This is a genomic window from Gordonia sp. HS-NH1 (assembly GCF_001418765.1).
GTDB lineage: Bacteria > Actinomycetota > Actinomycetes > Mycobacteriales > Mycobacteriaceae > Gordonia.
In genome coordinates this window covers 59,131-74,627 of record NZ_LIYC01000002.1, presented here as the reverse complement: position 1 = coordinate 74,627, position 15,497 = coordinate 59,131, and the positions used below count along the sequence as shown (strand labels likewise).

Below are 15,497 nucleotides of genomic sequence, written 5' to 3'. Positions count from 1 at the left end.
GGCCCGGTGGTGCGAGACCGCCGGGCCATCGATGACCCTCAGGGCTGGTTGCGCGCCGCGCAACCGACCGCGTCGGAGATCGAGGCGAAGCCACCCGCCCGCGCCCGCTGTGCGAGGCCGGCGTGGAGCTCCGTCAACCACACCGGGCCTCCGTAGATGAAGCCGGTGTAGACCTGCAGGAGGTCGGCGCCGGCGCAGATCCGTTCCCAGGCCTGGTCGACCGTCTCGATGCCGCCGACACTGACGAGCGCGATCCGGCCGCCCACCCGGTTGTAGAGCCGGCGCAGGACGGTCAGCGAGCGCGCGGCGACCGGCGGCCCGGACAGGCCACCCGCACCGATCTCCCGGACCTCGTCCGACGAACTGCGCAGACCCTCACGACCGATCGTGGTGTTGGTGGCGACGATTCCGGCCAGGCCGAGTTCGACCGCCAGATCCGCCACGGCGTCGACGTCGTCGTCGACGAGATCGGGCGCGATCTTGAGCAGCACCGGGACGTGAACCACACCGAGTACCGCGGTCAAGATGGGCCGCAGCGAGTCCACGGCCTGCAGATCCCGCAGCCCCGGGGTGTTGGGCGAACTCACGTTGACGACGACGAAATCCGACAGGGGTCCCAGCAATTCGGCCGAGCGCCGGTAGTCGTCGATCGCGTCGTCGACCGGGACGACCTTGGTCTTGCCGATGTTGGCGCCGATGGGCACCGAGACCGGCCCCCGTCGGACATCCATCAGGTGCTGCGCGGCCTCCTCGGCACCCGGATTGTTGAAGCCCATCCGGTTGATCAGCGCACGGTCGGCGGGAAGACGGAACAGGCGCGGTGTCGGATTGCCGGGCTGCCCCTGACCGGTGATCGTGCCGATCTCGGCGAAGCCGAATCCGATCTGGCCCCAGGTGTTCACCGCACCGGCCGTCTTGTCGAACCCGGCCGCCAGACCGATCGGGGCGGGGAAGTCGACACCGAAGACCCGTGTGCGCAGGACCGGGTCGTGCTGGGCCAGCAGCTTGGCGGTCAGGAACGCCAGCGGCGGAAACCGTCCGACGACGCGCAGGACCGCGAAGACGATGTGGTGGATCCGCTCCGGATCGACGCGGAACATGATCGAGCGCAGGAGGGGGTAGCACCACCGGTTGAGGACGGGAAGTACTCCGGTGGCATTGCGGGACTTCAGCATGCGCGTGCGCTCCGGGGGTCGTGGCCGTTCTGGTCGGGGGACCGATCGTCGGCCGAGTCGTCGCTGTGGGAGCCGCGTGAACCACGCGGCGGGCGGCGCCGCTTCAGCAGCACTTTCCGGGTGCCGTCGGAGTAGAGCCGCACCCGCGACAGTTCCCAGCCGCCGAACTCGGCTTCGAGGGCCAGGCGCATCGAGGCGGTCACGCGGGTCACATCGGGTGGCAGACGCAACAGGACGCACTCGACGTCCTCCGTGGTGACCTCCCAGCCGTCCGGATAGCGGGAACCGTGCCGTGCCGTGGTGCGTCCGGGTCGCGTGCCCGACCTATCAGGACTCATTCGGCCCGCTCATCGGTGACCACCTGGAGTCCGCCGTCGCGCGCGGAGAGCACGTAGACGGTGCCCGACTCGTCGACCGCGATCCGGTCGGGCTGCACGACCGAGGCGAACCGCTGGACCTCGGTGGGTTCGCCGTCCGCCAGGTCATAGGCCACCACCTCGTTGTTGCCGGTCGTCGACACCCAGAGCCGGTCCCGGGTGTCGTCGTAGTCTACGGCGTACGGTCCGTCCGCCACCGGGTAGCGAAAGCGCATCACCAGAGGTGATCCGAAGAAGCCGAGGATCTCGCCGTCGCGCGTGTTGGCCACCAGCACCCGTCCGAACTCGTCCACGGTGGAGTTGGTCGCCCCGTTGCCCGCACGAAGAGCCGGCCCGAGTTCGCCGGAGCCGGGGTCGACGGGGGTCACCGACGACTGTGCGCGATCCAGCACGACGACCTGCCCGCCGAGTTCCCCGGCTGATTCCGGCGCGGCCGTCAGCGAGTCCACCCGGACGAACCGATCGACATCGTGCTTCTTCGCGAAGTCGGGGTCGTACACGAGAACCCGTCCGTCCGCCGTGCCGACGACGAGGAAGCCGGTCGGGGTGCGCGTCACCGCGGTCGGCTGGTCGGACTCGAGATCGCCGGTCTGGACCCGGCCCTCGGCGTCGACGACGACGAGCACACCTGGGCCGGCGCCGACATACCCGCCGTCGTCACCCTCAGCCAGGGCGACGAGGCCCGGGACGGCGATGGTCTGCGGCGGCGCGGTCACGTTTCCCGCGTCGTAGCGGAGGATCTGGTTGCCGTCGGCCGAGAGGACGGCGACGGTCCCGCCCGACGTCGCGAGCGCGCGCGCCCCGGCGGGCGCGGGGACGACGGTGCCGGCGGGCGCCGACGCCGAACTCGCCGGCGCCTCGGGTGCGGTCGCCGGCGTCACGGTCGGTACGTCCGGCGTGCCGTCGTCGGATCCGCACGCGGTGATCATGCCCACACCGATCACCAGTGCCGCCGCCGCGGCGACCGGACCGCGCAATCGCGAGACGCCCGTGCGGAACTGGTGAGGGGGCTGGGATGGTCGCGGCGAGGACATGTCCCCATCTTGCGTGACCGCATCCGAACGCCGGTCGGGAGGGTCGAGGCCGTGTCGCCAGTCGGGTCGACCGGGGCGGTCCCAAGTAGCATCGGGCGCCGTGACCGACACCATGACGTGGACCCAGTCGATCGTCCTCGGGGCGTTGCAGGGCCTCACCGAGTTCTTGCCGATCTCGTCCTCCGGACATCTCCGGATCGCCTCCGAGCTGATGTTCGGCGAGGACGCCGGCGCCTCCTTCACCGCGGTCACCCAACTCGGGACCGAGGCCGCGGTCCTCGTGTTCTTCGGCCGCGACATCATCCGCATCGTCACCGCCTGGTTCCGGGGTCTGCGCCACGCCGACGAGCGGAACGTCGACTATCGGATCGGCTGGTATGTGATCTTCGCGACCATCCCGATCGGACTGATCGGCTACCTGTTCAAAGACGAGATCCGGACCACCGGTCGCAACCTGTGGCTCGTAGCGATCATGCTCATCCTGTTCGCCGGGGTGTTCTGGCTGGCCGAACGGTACGGGCAGAAGCAACGGAACCTCGAGCAGCTGACCCTGCGCGACGGCCTCGTGATGGGCGGCGCGCAGTGCCTCGCGCTGATCCCGGGGGTGTCGCGCTCCGGCGCCACGGCGAGTGCGGGTCTGTTCCTCGGGCTCGAGCGTGAAGCCGCGTTCCGCTTCTCGTTCCTGCTGGCCATCCCCGCGGTCACCGCGTCGGGCCTGTTCAGCCTCCCCGACGCCTTCGACCCCAGCGGAGAGGGCATGCAGGCCAGCGGGGCGCAGCTGCTCGTCGCGACGCTGATCGCCTTCGTCGTCGGCTATGCCGCGATCGCCTGGCTGCTGAAATTCGTCAGCGCGCATTCGATGAACTGGTTCGGCGCCTACCGCATCGTGCTCGGCGTGACGCTGATCGTGTTGCTGTCGACGGGCGTGATCTCGGCGACATGACGCCGCGCCCGCCGCGCCGGACTCCGCGCGCCGTGCGGGCCCGCGCGGCCGGTGCCTATGGTTGTGGGATGACCGTGATCCTTCTCCGGCACGGCCGTTCGACGGCGAACACCTCGGGGGTGCTCGCCGGTCGCAGCGCCGGCGTCCATCTCGACGACCGCGGGCGCGCCCAGGCCGACGATCTTGTTCGACGCCTCGGCGACCATCTCGGCTCCATCCGGGCGGTGGCGCGGTCGCCGCTCGACCGGTGCGCCGAGACGGTCGCGCCACTGCTGGCCGCGCTGGGCACCGACGGGCAGGCGCCGCCCGAGATCGTCGTCGACGATCTCGCGGAGGTCGACTACGGCGAATGGACCGGTCGGTCGATCTCGGAACTCCTGAAGGAACCGCTGTGGAAGGTCGTGCAGCAGCAGCCCTCGGCCGCGGTGTTCCCCGACGGAGAGGGTCTGGCCGACGTCCAGGCCCGGGCCGTGCGTGCTATCCGTGAACTGGACCGGATCCATGGTGGACCCGACGGCTCCGGGGTGTGGATCGCCTGCTCGCACGGCGACGTCATCAAGTCGATCATCGCCGACGCCATGGGCACTCATCTCGACGCCTTCCAGCGCATCGTCGTCGAGCCGGCGTCGATCAGCGTGATCCGGTACGCGTCGTCGCGGCCGTACGTGCACACGGTGAACACCACCGAGAACCTGTCCATACCGAAGCCCCCGCCGCCGGCCGAGGACGGGCAGCGGTCCGCCGACGACGCGGTCGTGGGCGGCGACACCGGGGCGGACGTCGCGCCGTCGCCGAACGGGACCGCGACGATCCCGGCGACATCGGGATAATGAACCAGACGACGAAGGAGGTGTGATGTCTCGAGCCATCCATGTGTTCCGGAGCCCGGACCGCTTCGTGGCGGGCACGATCGGGCAGCCCGGTGACCGTACGTTCTACCTCCAGGCGGTCCACGAGGCCCGCATCATCAGCGTGATGCTGGAGAAGCAGCAGGTCCAGATCCTGGCGGACCGGATCGGCGCACTGCTCGACGAGATCCACCGCCGCTTCGGCACCCCGATCCCGCCGGAGACCGACCGGGTCGGCGACCTGAGTCCGTTGGTGATGCCGGTCGATGCCGAGTTCCGGGTCGGCACGATGGGTCTGGGATGGGATGCGGAGTCCGAGGCCGTGGTGGTCGAGCTGCTCGCCGTCACGGAGGGGGAGTTCGACGAGAGCGTCGTGCTCGACGACACCGACGAGGGTCCGGACGCGGTGCGGGTCTTCCTGACCACCGCGGCCGCCCGTGAGTTCGCCGCGCGGTCGTCGAAGGTGATCTCGGCGGGTCGGCAGCCGTGCCCGCTGTGCAGCGAACCGCTCGACCCCGAGGGCCACCTGTGTATCCGGACCAACGGCTACAAGCGGGATGCGGAGTTGAGCAAGTCCCTCGACTTCATCGACCCCGATGTCTTCAACAGCCTTGCTGCACAGGGCGATCCGGGCCTTGCGGTCGACGAGGACCCCTTGGGCCAAGAGGGGGGCGCACCGCCGCCCGGGGAGTCCGACGACCCCGACGAGCCCGGTGACGCCGACCCCTCCGCGCGTGACTGACGAGCCCGCGGCCGACCACGTCCTCCGCGAAGGCGAACTCACGATCCTCGGCCGGATCCCGTCGGCCAGCAATGCGACGCTCGTGTGCGACGCGGTGCTCGACACGCAGACCTCCGTGCGCTGTGTCTACAAGCCGGTGCGCGGGGAGGTCCCGCTGTGGGACTTCCCCGACGGCACCCTCGCCGGACGGGAGGTCGCGTCGTACCTGATCTCCGAAGCGCTCGGCTGGGACACCATTCCGACCACCGTGCACCGCGACGGCCCGCTCGGGCCCGGGATGGTGCAGCGCTGGGTCGAGACACCCGACAACACCGATCATCCGATCCCGGAGACCGAACCGCGGGTCGACCTCGTCGACCTGTGCCCGGTGGGTGCCGTACCCGCCGGCTACCTCGCCGTGCTCCAGGCCTACGACCCGTACGGCGACCCCGTCGTGCTGGTGCACGCCGACGACCCGCGACTTCAGCGGATGTCGGTGCTCGACGTGATCCTCAACAACGCCGACCGCAAGGGCGGGCATGTGCTGGAGGGGCTCGACGGCGGCGTCTACGGCATCGATCACGGGATCTGCCTGCACAGCGAGGACAAGCTGCGGACGGTTCTGTGGGGCTGGGCGGGGGAGCCGGTCCCCGGGCACCTCGTGGCCGACATCGCCGAGCTCGCCGAGAGTCTGGAGACCGACGGATCGGCGCTGCGCACGCAGCTCGTCGAACACATCACCCCCGACGAGGTCGAGTCGCTGGCGATCCGGGCGATCGTGGTCGCCGAGAGCGCGACCATGCCGCATCCGCCCGGCCATCGGCCGATTCCGTGGCCGCCGTTCTGAGGTGTCCGGAGACGTCCTGAGGCGGTACGGTCCGGCGGGCGCGAGGGGAGTGAACAGCTCGCGCGCCGTGGGCAATACAGTGGACGCATGCAGTCGTGGCCCGATCTCGAACTCCCCGCCGTTCCGGGCAGTGGACCCGCCCTCCGTCTCTACGACACCGCCGACCGTGCGGTCCGTCCCGTCTCGCCCGGGGCGACGGCGACCATGTACGTCTGCGGCATCACCCCCTACGACGCCACCCACCTGGGGCACGCCGCCACCTACGTGACCTTCGATCAGGTCAATCGGGTGCTGCGCGATCAGGGTCACGAGGTCCACTACGTCCAGAACGTGACCGACGTCGACGACCCGTTGTTCGAGCGGGCCGACCGCGACGGCATCGACTGGCGCGACCTCGGTGCTCGGGAGACGCAGCTGTTCCGCGACGACATGACCGCCCTGCGTGTACTGCCGCCGCGCGACTACATCGGCGCGGTCGAGTCGGTCAACGAGGTCGTCGAGGTCGTCGACAAGCTGTTGGCCTCCGGTGCCGCCTACACCGTGGACGACGCCGAGTTCCCGGACGTCTACTTCCGCACCGACGCCACCGAACAGTTCGGGTACGAGTCGGGCTACGACCGCGAGACGATGGCGCGATTCTTCGCCGAGCGCGGCGGCGACCCCGATCGTCCCGGCAAGCGCGATCCGCTCGACGCGCTCCTGTGGCGCGCCGAACGTCCCGGCGAACCGTCGTGGGAGTCGCCGTTCGGACCCGGCCGCCCGGGCTGGCACATCGAGTGTTCGGCGATCGCGCTGAACCGGCTCGGGATCGAGTTCGACATCCAGGGCGGCGGCAACGATCTCATCTACCCGCACCACGAGTACTCCGCCGCGCACGGTGAGGCCCTCACCGGTTCGCGACGGTTCGCCCGGCACTACGTGCACACCGGAATGGTCGGCCTCGACGGCGAGAAGATGTCCAAGAGCCGCGGCAACCTCGTGTTCGTCTCGGTGCTGCGCGGCGACGGGGTGGACCCGGCGGCCATCCGCCTCGCACTGCTCGCCGACCACTACCGCGGTGATCGGATGTGGACCGCCGAGGTCCTCGACACCGCCGTGCAACGACTCGCCCGGTGGCGTGCGGCGCTCGGCGCGCGCACCGGACCCGACGCCGGGCCGGTCATCGCGCGCCTCCGCCAGCACCTCGCCGACGACCTCGACACCCCCAAAGCGCTTGCCGCAGTCGACGGTTGGTGCGCGGACGTGCGCAACGGCATCGGTTCGTCGACGACGGCGCCCGCCGAACTCGCGGCCGCGGTCGACGCACTGCTCGGGATCCCACCGGCGCCCGGCGTCTGAGGAGCGCTGTGCTGCGCACCGAGATGTCTGCTCGGCGGCGTCTGGGTAGAGTGCTGGCGTGACGCGCGTGCAAGAGATCCGACCAGAGACCGACGCCGGGGTGTACACCGTCGTCACCCGGACGTCGACCTATCTGCTGGATTTCAGCGAGATGACGCTCCTGCGAGCCCCCGGGGTCGGTGGCACCGACAACGAGGACTGGACGGTCAGCCGGCTCCGGCGTGATTCCGAGGACATCCCGCTGCTCGGCGTGAAGTCCTGTCGCCTGGGAGAATCCGCGCAGTTCTGGGTGCGCGCCGCCGACGATCCCGACGTCCGCACCTGGCGGATCACCACGCCCGTGGTGTCGATCGAGAAGATCGGCTGACGCCCGGCATCCGGATTCAGGATCCGAACGGACCCTGACCGCGGCGCTTGAGATAGCGCTCGAACTCGGCGGCAAGGGCGTCGCCGTCGATCTTCGCCATCACCTCGTCCGGATCGACCTCGGCGTCGCCGCGCTCCTCGAGCCCGCGCACGTAGTCGGCGATCTCCTCGTCGTCCTCGGTCATCTCGGTGACCGCACGTTCCCATTCCTCCGCCTGTTCGGGGAGCGTGCCCAGCGGCACCTCGATGTCGAGGACCTCCTCGACCCGGGTCAGCAGCGCCACCGTCGCCTTCGGGTTCGGCGGCGTCGACACGTAGTGGGGGACCGCCGCCCAGAACGACACGGCCGGCAGGCCCGCCTGGACGAAGAGGTCCTGGAGGACCCCGGTGATGCCGGTGGGCCCCTCGTAGCGGCTCTCGGCGAGGTTGTAGCGGGCCGCGGACTCGCTGCTGTAGGCGGCGCCGGTCACCGGCACCGGGCGGGTGTGCGGGGTGTCGGCGAGCAGGGCGCCCAGCATCACCGTGGTCTCGACCCCGAGCTCCTGCGCGAGGTCGACGATCTCCGCGCAGAACGCCCGCCACCGCATGTTGGGTTCGATCCCGCGGACCAGCACGATGTCGCGGTCGGCGCCGCGCGGACTGCAGTACGAGATGGACGTCGTCGGCCAGTCGATCCGGCGCGTGACACCGTCGATCTGATTCACGGTGGGGCGATTGACCTGGAAGTCGTAGTATTCATCGGAGTCGATGTCGGCGAGGGGTCGGGCGTCCCATTCGAGTGCCAGGTGCTCGACGGCGCTGCTGGCGGCGTCCCCGGCGTCGTTCCATCCCTCGAAGGCCGCGAGCAGAATGGGTCTGCGCAGCTGGGGAAGGTTCGACGTCTGCTCAGCGTTCACCGATCCAGCCTACGACCGAACACGCAGAGAGGGCGAACTACGCTGTCAACCATGTCCCCTGAATACTCCGGAACCGATCCTCGCGATTTCGACACGACATTCTTGTCGTCGATGTCGCGCCGGGTGCTGATCGGCGACGGGGCGATGGGCACCATGCTGCAGGCCGCCGATCTGACTCTCGACGACTTCCGCGGCCTGGAGGGTTGCAACGAGATCCTCAACGACACCCGTCCCGACGTCCTCGAGAGCATCCACCGCGCCTACTTCGAGGCCGGCGCCGACGCCGTGGAGACCAACACCTTCGGTTGCAACCTGTCGAATCTGGGCGATTACGACATCGCCGACCGCATCCGTGAACTGTCGTACAAGGGCACGGCGATCGCGCGCGGCGTCGCCGACGAGATGGGTCCTTCGGCCGACGGCATCGACCGGTTCGTACTCGGATCGATCGGGCCGGGCACCAAGCTGCCCAGCCTCGGCCACACCACGTACGCGGCCATCCGCGACGCCTACCTCGAATGCGTCATCGGCATGCTCGAAGGCGGGGCCGACGCGGTCCTGATCGAGACCTCCCAGGATCTGCTGCAGGTCAAGTCGGCGGTGGTGGCCGCCCGTCGCGCGATGGAGCGGGTGGGTCGCCGGATCCCGATCATCACCCACGTCACGGTCGAGACGACCGGCACGATGCTCCTCGGATCGGAGATCGGCGCCGCGCTGACCGCGCTGGAGCCCCTCGGGATCGACCTCATCGGCCTGAACTGCGCCACCGGTCCGGCGGAGATGAGCGAGCACCTGCGGTACCTGTCCAAGCACGCCCGTATCCCGGTGTCGGTGATGCCGAACGCCGGTCTGCCGGTCCTGGGCCCCAACGGTGCCGAGTACCCGCTGACACCCGAGGAACTCGCGCAGGCCATGGCGCAGTTCGTCGGGGAATTCGGACTGGAGTTCGTCGGCGGCTGCTGCGGGACGACGCCCGAACACATCCGGCAGGTCGCGGCGGCGGTCGCCGAGGTGACCCCGGCGACCCGTACCCCGGAGCACGAGTCGGAGACGTCGTCGCTCTACTCCGCGGTGCCCTTCGACCAGGACGCGAGCTTCTTGGTCATCGGTGAGCGCACGAACACCAACGGTTCCAAGGCCTTCCGCGAGGCGATGATCGCCGAGGACTACCAGAAGTGCCTCGACATCGCGAAGGACCAGACCCGCGACGGCGCCCACATGCTCGACCTCAACGTCGACTACGTGGGCCGCGACGGTGCCGCCGACATGACCGCCCTCGCGAGTCGATTCGCGACGTCGTCGACGCTGCCGATCATGCTCGACTCCACCGAGCCGGAGGTCATCCGGGCCGGTCTGGAGTCGCTGGGCGGGCGCTGCGCGGTGAACTCGGTGAACTACGAGGACGGCGACGGACCGGACTCCCGGTTCACCAAGATCATGCAACTGGTCGTCGAACACGGCGCGGCGGTCGTTGCGCTCACCATCGACGAAGAGGGACAGGCGCGCACCGCCGACTGGAAGGTCCGGGTGGCCGAGCGGCTCATCGCCGACATCACCGGCAACTGGGGCCTGGCCGAGGAGGACATCATCCTCGACACCCTGACCTTCCCGATCTCGACGGGTCAGGAGGAGGTCCGGCGCGACGGCATCGAGACCATCGAGGCCATCCGCCGGCTGCATGAAGCGCACCCCGACGTGCACTTCACGCTGGGCATCTCGAACATCTCGTTCGGACTCAATCCCGCTGCGCGACAGGTGCTCAATTCGGTGTTCCTGCACGAGTGCGTGCAGGCCGGCCTCGACACCGCGATCGTGCACGCGTCGAAGATCCTGCCGATGGCCCGGATCCCCGAGGAGCACCGCGAGGTCGCCCTCGATCTCGTCTACGACCGCCGGCGCGAGGGTTACGACCCGCTGCAGAAGCTCATGCAGCTCTTCGAGGGTGTCTCCGCCGCCTCGGCGCGCGAGTCGCGGGCCCAGGAACTCGCCAAGCTGCCGCTGTTCGAGCGGCTGGAGCGCCGGATCGTCGACGGCGAGCGCAACGGGCTCACCGACGATCTCGACGAGGCGATGACGCAGGTGCCGCCGCTGTCGATCATCAACGACACACTGCTGTCGGGGATGAAGACCGTCGGCGAGCTCTTCGGATCGGGTCAGATGCAGCTGCCGTTCGTGCTGCAGTCCGCCGAGGTCATGAAAACCGCGGTGGCACATCTCGAACCGCACATGGAGGCCACCGGGGAGGACGGCAAGGGCCGCATCGTCCTGGCGACGGTCAAGGGCGACGTGCACGACATCGGCAAGAACCTCGTCGACATCATCCTGTCCAACAACGGCTACGAGGTCGTCAACATCGGCATCAAGCAGCCGATCGCGACCATCCTCGACGTCGCCGCGGACAAGCGGGCCGACGTCATCGGCATGTCCGGATTGCTGGTGAAGTCGACCGTGGTGATGAAGGAGAACCTCCAGGAGATCAACTCCCGGGGTCTCGCCGGCGAGTACCCGGTCCTCCTGGGCGGCGCGGCGCTCACCCGCTCGTACGTCGAGAACGATCTCTCGGAGACCTACGAGGGCGACGTGCACTATGCGCGCGACGCTTTCGAGGGTCTGCGCCTGATGGACGACATCATGGCGGCCAAGCGCGGCGGGGGACCCGACCCGGACAGCGCCGAGGCGAAGGCGGCGGCGGAGAAGGCCGCCGAACGCAAGGCCCGGCACGACCGGTCCAAGCGCATCGCCGCCAAGCGCAAGGCCGCCGAGACGCCCGTCGAGGTGCCGGCCCGCTCGGATGTGGCCGCCGACAACGAGATCCCGACGCCGCCGTTCTGGGGGTCGCGGATCGTCAAGGGCGTCCCGATCGCGGACTACATGCAGCTCCTCGACGAGCGCGCCCTGTTCCTGGGCCAGTGGGGACTCCGCGGTGCGCGCGGCGGTGACGGACCGTCGTACGAGGAGCTGGTGGAGACCGAGGGCCGTCCGCGCCTGCGCTACTGGATCGATCGCCTGTCGACCGAGAACATCCTGCAGCACGCCGCGGTGGTCTACGGCTACTACCCGGCGGTGAGCGAGGGGGACACGGTCCACGTGCTCACCGAGCCGGAACCGGATGCGCCGGTACGGTTCAGCTTCACGTTCCCGCGCCAGCAGCGGTCGAGGTTCCTGTGCATCGCGGACTTCATCCGGTCGCGCGACGACGCGAAGGCGGCGGGCAAGGTCGACGTGCTGCCGTTCCAGCTCGTCACCATGGGACAGCCGATCGCCGACTTCGCCAACAAGCTGTTCGCCGAGGACGCCTACCGCGACTACCTCGAGGTGCACGGCATCGGCGTCCAGCTCACCGAGGCGCTCGCCGAGTACTGGCATCAGCGCGTGCGCAGCGAGCTGACGTTCGGCGACCGCACGATGGACAGCGAGGACCCGGAGAACGCGCAGGGCTTCTTCGACCTCGAATACCGCGGTGCGCGTTTCTCGTTCGGCTACGGTGCCTGCCCCGACCTCGAGGACAGGGCCAAGATGATCGAGCTGCTCGAGCCCGGCCGGATCGGCGTCGAACTGTCCGAGGAGTTGCAGTTGCATCCCGAGCAGTCGACCGACGCGTTCGTGCTGCACCATCCGGAGGCCAAGTACTTCAACACCTGATCGGGGACACGAGATGACGGTTCGGGAGCGGACCGAGGGGCCGGTGCGGATCATCGGGATCGACCGGCCCGATCGGCGCAACGCGGTCGACCGGGTGACTGCCGACGCGCTGGCGGATGCGTTCCGCCGGTTCGACGCCGACGACTCGGTGTCCGTCGCGGTGCTCTACGGCGAGGGCGGGACATTCTGTGCCGGTGCCGATCTCAAGGCGATCTCGGAGGGCGAGCCGAACCGGGTGGCACCCGACGGCGACGGTCCGATGGGTCCGACGCGGATGCGGTTGTCCAAGCCGGTGATCGCCGCGGTCTCCGGGCACGCCGTGGCGGGCGGGCTCGAGCTCGCGTTGTGGGCGGACCTGCGCGTGGCCGACGACGACGCCGTCTTCGGGGTGTTCTGCCGTCGCTGGGGCGTTCCGCTGATCGACGGCGGCACGGTCCGTCTGCCGCGCCTGATCGGGGAGAGCCGGGCGATGGATCTCGTGCTGACCGGCCGGGCGGTACCGGCGCAGGAGGCGCTGTCGATCGGGCTCGCCAACCGCGTCGTACCGTCCGGGACGGCGCTGACGGCCGCGATCGCCCTGGCCACCGAGATCGCGGCGTTTCCGCAGACGTGCATGCGTGAGGACCGGCTGTCGGTTCTCGAACAGGACGGCATGGACACCGATGCGGCGATCGCCAATGAACTGCGCCACGGCATGGCCTCGCTGGCGGCCGACACACTCGCGGGCGCAACCAGATTCGCCGGTGGGGCGGGCCGGCACGGCGAGGGCGTCGGATAGGCGCCGGTCTGGCGCCTAACCGGCCAGCGCCTCCGTCAACTGCGGCACGATCTGCTTCTTGCGCGACACGATGCCCTTGCCGAAGGCATGACCGTCGATGACGGAGACCCCCAGAGCCTGCTCGACGGCCGCGGCCGGCTCGCCGACCACGAGGAGGTCGGAGTCGCAGGCGATCACGTCGGTGATGAGCAGCAGATACAGGTCGTACCCCGCGGCGTCCTTCTCGGCGGTCATCGCGGCGAAGAACTCGTCGCGCCGGTCGAGGACCTCGGCGGAGTCGACGGTGGTGAGCTGCGAGACCCGCACCGTCTTCGGTCCCATCGCGAAGCTCTTGGAGTCCCGGCCGATGATCGCCGACGCCGGCTCGTCACCGAGTGCGGTGCCCGCGCGGAGCAGTGCGTCGCCGTACTCATCGACGTCGACACCGGCGATCGCGGCGAGCTCCGCCGCAGCCGCACGATCAGCGTCGGTGCAGGTGGGCGAATTGAACAGCAGGGTGTCGGAGATGATGGCCGAGAGCATGATGCCCGCCTCCGGGCGGGGGATCTCGACGCCGTTCTCCGCATACATCCGGGTGAGGATCGTGCAGGTGCACCCGACGGGCTCGACGCGAACGTACAGCGGCGCCGCCGTCTCGAAGTTGGCGATCCGATGGTGGTCGATGACCTTCAGCACGGTGACGTCGGCGATGTCGGCGACACTCTGCTGTCGTTCGTTGTGATCGACGAGCATGACGTCCGACGGCGCGGCGGTCTCGATCACACGCGGTGCGTCGAGGCCGAAATGCTCCAGCGCGAAGGCGGTTTCGAGGCTCGGATGGCCCAGGGCCACGGCTTCGACGTCACTGCCCAGCGCGGCTTCGAGGCCGGCGAGGCCGATCGCGGCCCCGATGGCGTCGGTGTCGGGGTTGCGGTGTCCGAACACCAGGATCTTCGACATGGGACCTCGGCTTTCTCCCTGGGCGACGACGCGTGGGCCCAGACTACGACGATCCCGGCAGATCGTGGGTGTCGTTCCGCGAGGGTGGATCCTCGTCGAGCTGACGCCCGCACCGCGGGGATCGTTCTAGATTGGCCCCATGTCCACGACCGGACGTCCACGCGTGATCCTGGTCGTCTGCTGTCTGAGCATGTTCCTCGTCGGACTCGACACCTCCGCGGTCAACGTGGCACTTCCGTCGATCCGTGCCGATCTCGACGCCACGCCGTCGCAGCTGCAATGGGTGGTCGACTCCTACACGCTGGTGGTCGCGAGCCTGCTCATCCTCGGCGGCACCACCGGAGACCGGCTCGGACGCAGGCGCATCTTCGGGGTCGGCCTGGTGATCTTCGGGACCGGCTCCGTGTTCTGCGCGGTGTCGCCGACACCGGAGGTCCTCATCGCCGCCCGCGCGGTACAGGCGGTCGGGGGATCGATGCTGAATCCGGTGGCGCTGTCGATCGTCACCGCCGTGTTCACCGAGCCGCGAGCGCGCGCTCGCGCAATAGGGCTGTGGGGAGGCGCATTCGGGGCGAGTCTGGCCTTCGGCCCGGTCGTCGGCGGGGCACTGGTGTCCGGTCTGGGCTGGCAGGCGATCTTCGTGCTCAACGTTCCGGTGTGCGTTCTCGCCGTCGTCCTGAGCAGGCGGTACATCCGGGAGTCGAGGGCGCCGCGCGGTCGGCGGACCGACGTGGTGGGTCAGCTGCTGATCTTCGTCCTGCTGTCGACCCTGACCTTCGGGATCATCGAGGGCCACGTCCTGGGCTGGACGTCCGGCGCCATCGTCGGTTGTTTCGTGGTCGCCGCATGTTCGTCGGTGATCGTCGTCTGGTACGAGTCCCGACGCGAGGAACCTCTCCTGGACCCCCGGTTCTTCGGCAGTGCGCCGTTCGGCATCGCTGTCGTCTGCGCGGTGATCGCGTTCGCGGCCACCGGGGGGTTTCTCTTCCTCAACACCCTCTACCTGCAGGAAGTCCGGGGACTCACCCCGCTCGGGGCAGGTCTGATGCTGCTGCCGATGGCGGTCGCCTCCGCGTGCTGTGCACCCGTCTCCGGGCGTCTCGTGGCCGCCCGGGGCGCGAGGACGCCGCTGTCCGCGGGTGGAGTCGGGATGGCGGCGGGCGGGTTGCTGCTCCTCGGCGTCGGCCCCGACACCGCGTTCATCCACCTCGGCGCGGCCTACCTCGTGTTCGGCATCGGGTTCGGACTGGTCAACGCGCCCATCACGAACGCCGCGGTCTCGGGAATGCCGCAGACCCAGGCCGGTCTCGCCTCCGCGATGGCGTCCACCGGTCGCCAGGTGGGTACCGCGCTGGGCGTGGCGGTCTCGGGGGCCATCGCGTTCTCGGGAACGGCGGGCGCGGTGGCCGACGAACTGGCGTCGAACGCGCGTCCCTTCTGGGTGGTGGTGACCCTGTGCGGCGTGGCCGTCACGGCGCTGGCCTACCTCGCCACCGGCGCCTGGGCGGCCCGGACAGCGGTACGTACCCGCGACCGGTTCGAGTCCACGTCGGGCATCTGGACGGCGTGAGATATGACGCGCGGACTCAGGGT

The 15,497-nt window shown here is 69.5% G+C and carries 14 protein-coding genes; 9 read left to right on the top strand and 5 right to left on the bottom strand.

All coding sequences use genetic code 11. The annotated features are described in order from the left end of the window. Positions 1-38: 38 nt before the first annotated feature. The 3 genes from AMD30_RS02165 to AMD30_RS02155 are packed head-to-tail and all read right to left on the bottom strand — an operon-like array spanning position 39 to position 2,586. Positions 39-1,175: a quinone-dependent dihydroorotate dehydrogenase gene (locus AMD30_RS02165; RefSeq protein WP_055474594.1), complete on the bottom strand. Its 1,137-nt coding sequence runs from the start codon at positions 1,173-1,175 to the stop codon at positions 39-41. Continuing rightward, positions 1,169-1,513, bottom strand: a complete 345-nt coding sequence (locus AMD30_RS02160; RefSeq protein ID WP_055474593.1) for a DUF5703 family protein — start codon at positions 1,511-1,513, stop codon at positions 1,169-1,171. The genes AMD30_RS02165 and AMD30_RS02160 overlap by 7 nt, the downstream gene beginning before the upstream one ends. Then, on the bottom strand, positions 1,510-2,586 hold the full coding sequence (locus AMD30_RS02155) for a YncE family protein (RefSeq protein WP_231632628.1): 1,077 nt from the start codon (positions 2,584-2,586) through the stop codon (positions 1,510-1,512). Before AMD30_RS02155 ends, AMD30_RS02160 begins: the two co-directional genes overlap by 4 nt. Positions 2,587-2,686: 100 nt before the next feature. On the opposite strand from AMD30_RS02155, the gene AMD30_RS02150 reads away from it, so the two are divergent. The 6 genes from AMD30_RS02150 (at position 2,687) to AMD30_RS02125 (ending at position 7,650) form a co-directional block, all read left to right on the top strand. After that, positions 2,687-3,529 carry an undecaprenyl-diphosphate phosphatase gene (locus AMD30_RS02150; RefSeq protein ID WP_035716968.1) on the top strand — a complete coding sequence of 281 codons (843 nt, stop codon included), beginning with the start codon at positions 2,687-2,689 and terminating at the stop codon, positions 3,527-3,529. A gap of 68 nt (positions 3,530-3,597) precedes the next feature. Further along, positions 3,598-4,359: an MSMEG_4193 family putative phosphomutase gene (locus tag AMD30_RS02145; RefSeq protein ID WP_055474592.1), complete on the top strand. Its 762-nt coding sequence runs from the start codon at positions 3,598-3,600 to the stop codon at positions 4,357-4,359. Positions 4,360-4,384: 25 nt separating this feature from the next. Further along, positions 4,385-5,119: a DUF3090 domain-containing protein gene (locus AMD30_RS02140; RefSeq protein WP_035716969.1), complete on the top strand. Its 735-nt coding sequence runs from the start codon at positions 4,385-4,387 to the stop codon at positions 5,117-5,119. After that, positions 5,091-5,945, top strand: coding sequence for an SCO1664 family protein (locus AMD30_RS02135; protein ID WP_055474591.1), 855 nt, complete (start codon positions 5,091-5,093; stop codon positions 5,943-5,945). The genes AMD30_RS02140 and AMD30_RS02135 overlap by 29 nt, the downstream gene beginning before the upstream one ends. A gap of 87 nt (positions 5,946-6,032) precedes the next feature. Beyond that, entirely contained in the window at positions 6,033-7,283 is a 1,251-nt protein-coding gene (mshC, locus tag AMD30_RS02130) for a cysteine--1-D-myo-inosityl 2-amino-2-deoxy-alpha-D-glucopyranoside ligase (RefSeq protein WP_055474590.1), read from the top strand. A 58-nt stretch (positions 7,284-7,341) separates the two neighbouring features. Beyond that, the gene (locus AMD30_RS02125) at positions 7,342-7,650 is read left to right on the top strand and encodes a hypothetical protein (protein ID WP_010841070.1); all 309 of its coding nucleotides are present in this window, start codon (positions 7,342-7,344) and stop codon (positions 7,648-7,650) included. Positions 7,651-7,666: 16 nt separating this feature from the next. On the opposite strand, the gene AMD30_RS02120 is transcribed toward AMD30_RS02125, so the two are convergent. Continuing rightward, complete coding sequence (locus tag AMD30_RS02120) at positions 7,667-8,545, bottom strand: PAC2 family protein (RefSeq protein WP_004019089.1); 879 nt, start codon at positions 8,543-8,545, stop codon at positions 7,667-7,669. 51 nt (positions 8,546-8,596) lie between these two features. On the opposite strand from AMD30_RS02120, the gene metH reads away from it, so the two are divergent. Next, a complete protein-coding gene (gene metH / locus AMD30_RS02115; RefSeq protein WP_055474589.1) occupies positions 8,597-12,187 on the top strand; it encodes a methionine synthase in 3,591 nt (1,196 codons plus the stop codon). 13 nt (positions 12,188-12,200) lie between these two features. Next, on the top strand, positions 12,201-12,965 hold the full coding sequence (locus AMD30_RS02110) for a crotonase/enoyl-CoA hydratase family protein (protein ID WP_055474588.1): 765 nt from the start codon (positions 12,201-12,203) through the stop codon (positions 12,963-12,965). 15 nt (positions 12,966-12,980) lie between these two features. Here AMD30_RS02110 and AMD30_RS02105 read toward each other — a convergent pair whose 3' ends face one another. After that, positions 12,981-13,904 carry a manganese-dependent inorganic pyrophosphatase gene (locus AMD30_RS02105; protein WP_014926724.1) on the bottom strand — a complete coding sequence of 308 codons (924 nt, stop codon included), beginning with the start codon at positions 13,902-13,904 and terminating at the stop codon, positions 12,981-12,983. 139 nt (positions 13,905-14,043) lie between these two features. Here AMD30_RS02105 and AMD30_RS02100 point away from each other — a divergent pair, with 139 nt between their 5' ends. Next, positions 14,044-15,474, top strand: coding sequence for an MFS transporter (locus tag AMD30_RS02100; RefSeq protein WP_055474587.1), 1,431 nt, complete (start codon positions 14,044-14,046; stop codon positions 15,472-15,474). Positions 15,475-15,497 lie beyond the last annotated feature (23 nt).

Coding starts and splice junctions, on each gene's coding strand:
- mshC (WP_055474590.1), top strand. CDS start 6,033: ATGCAGTCGTGGCCCGATCTCGAACTCCCCGCCGTTCCGGGCAGTGGA.
- AMD30_RS02145 (WP_055474592.1), top strand. CDS start 3,598: ATGACCGTGATCCTTCTCCGGCACGGCCGTTCGACGGCGAACACCTCG.
- AMD30_RS02140 (WP_035716969.1), top strand. CDS start 4,385: ATGTCTCGAGCCATCCATGTGTTCCGGAGCCCGGACCGCTTCGTGGCG.
- metH (WP_055474589.1), top strand. CDS start 8,597: ATGTCCCCTGAATACTCCGGAACCGATCCTCGCGATTTCGACACGACA.
- AMD30_RS02160 (WP_055474593.1), bottom strand. CDS start 1,513: ATGAGTCCTGATAGGTCGGGCACGCGACCCGGACGCACCACGGCACGG.
- AMD30_RS02100 (WP_055474587.1), top strand. CDS start 14,044: ATGTCCACGACCGGACGTCCACGCGTGATCCTGGTCGTCTGCTGTCTG.
- AMD30_RS02155 (WP_231632628.1), bottom strand. CDS start 2,586: ATGTCCTCGCCGCGACCATCCCAGCCCCCTCACCAGTTCCGCACGGGC.
- AMD30_RS02165 (WP_055474594.1), bottom strand. CDS start 1,175: ATGCTGAAGTCCCGCAATGCCACCGGAGTACTTCCCGTCCTCAACCGG.
- AMD30_RS02105 (WP_014926724.1), bottom strand. CDS start 13,904: ATGTCGAAGATCCTGGTGTTCGGACACCGCAACCCCGACACCGACGCC.
- AMD30_RS02110 (WP_055474588.1), top strand. CDS start 12,201: ATGACGGTTCGGGAGCGGACCGAGGGGCCGGTGCGGATCATCGGGATC.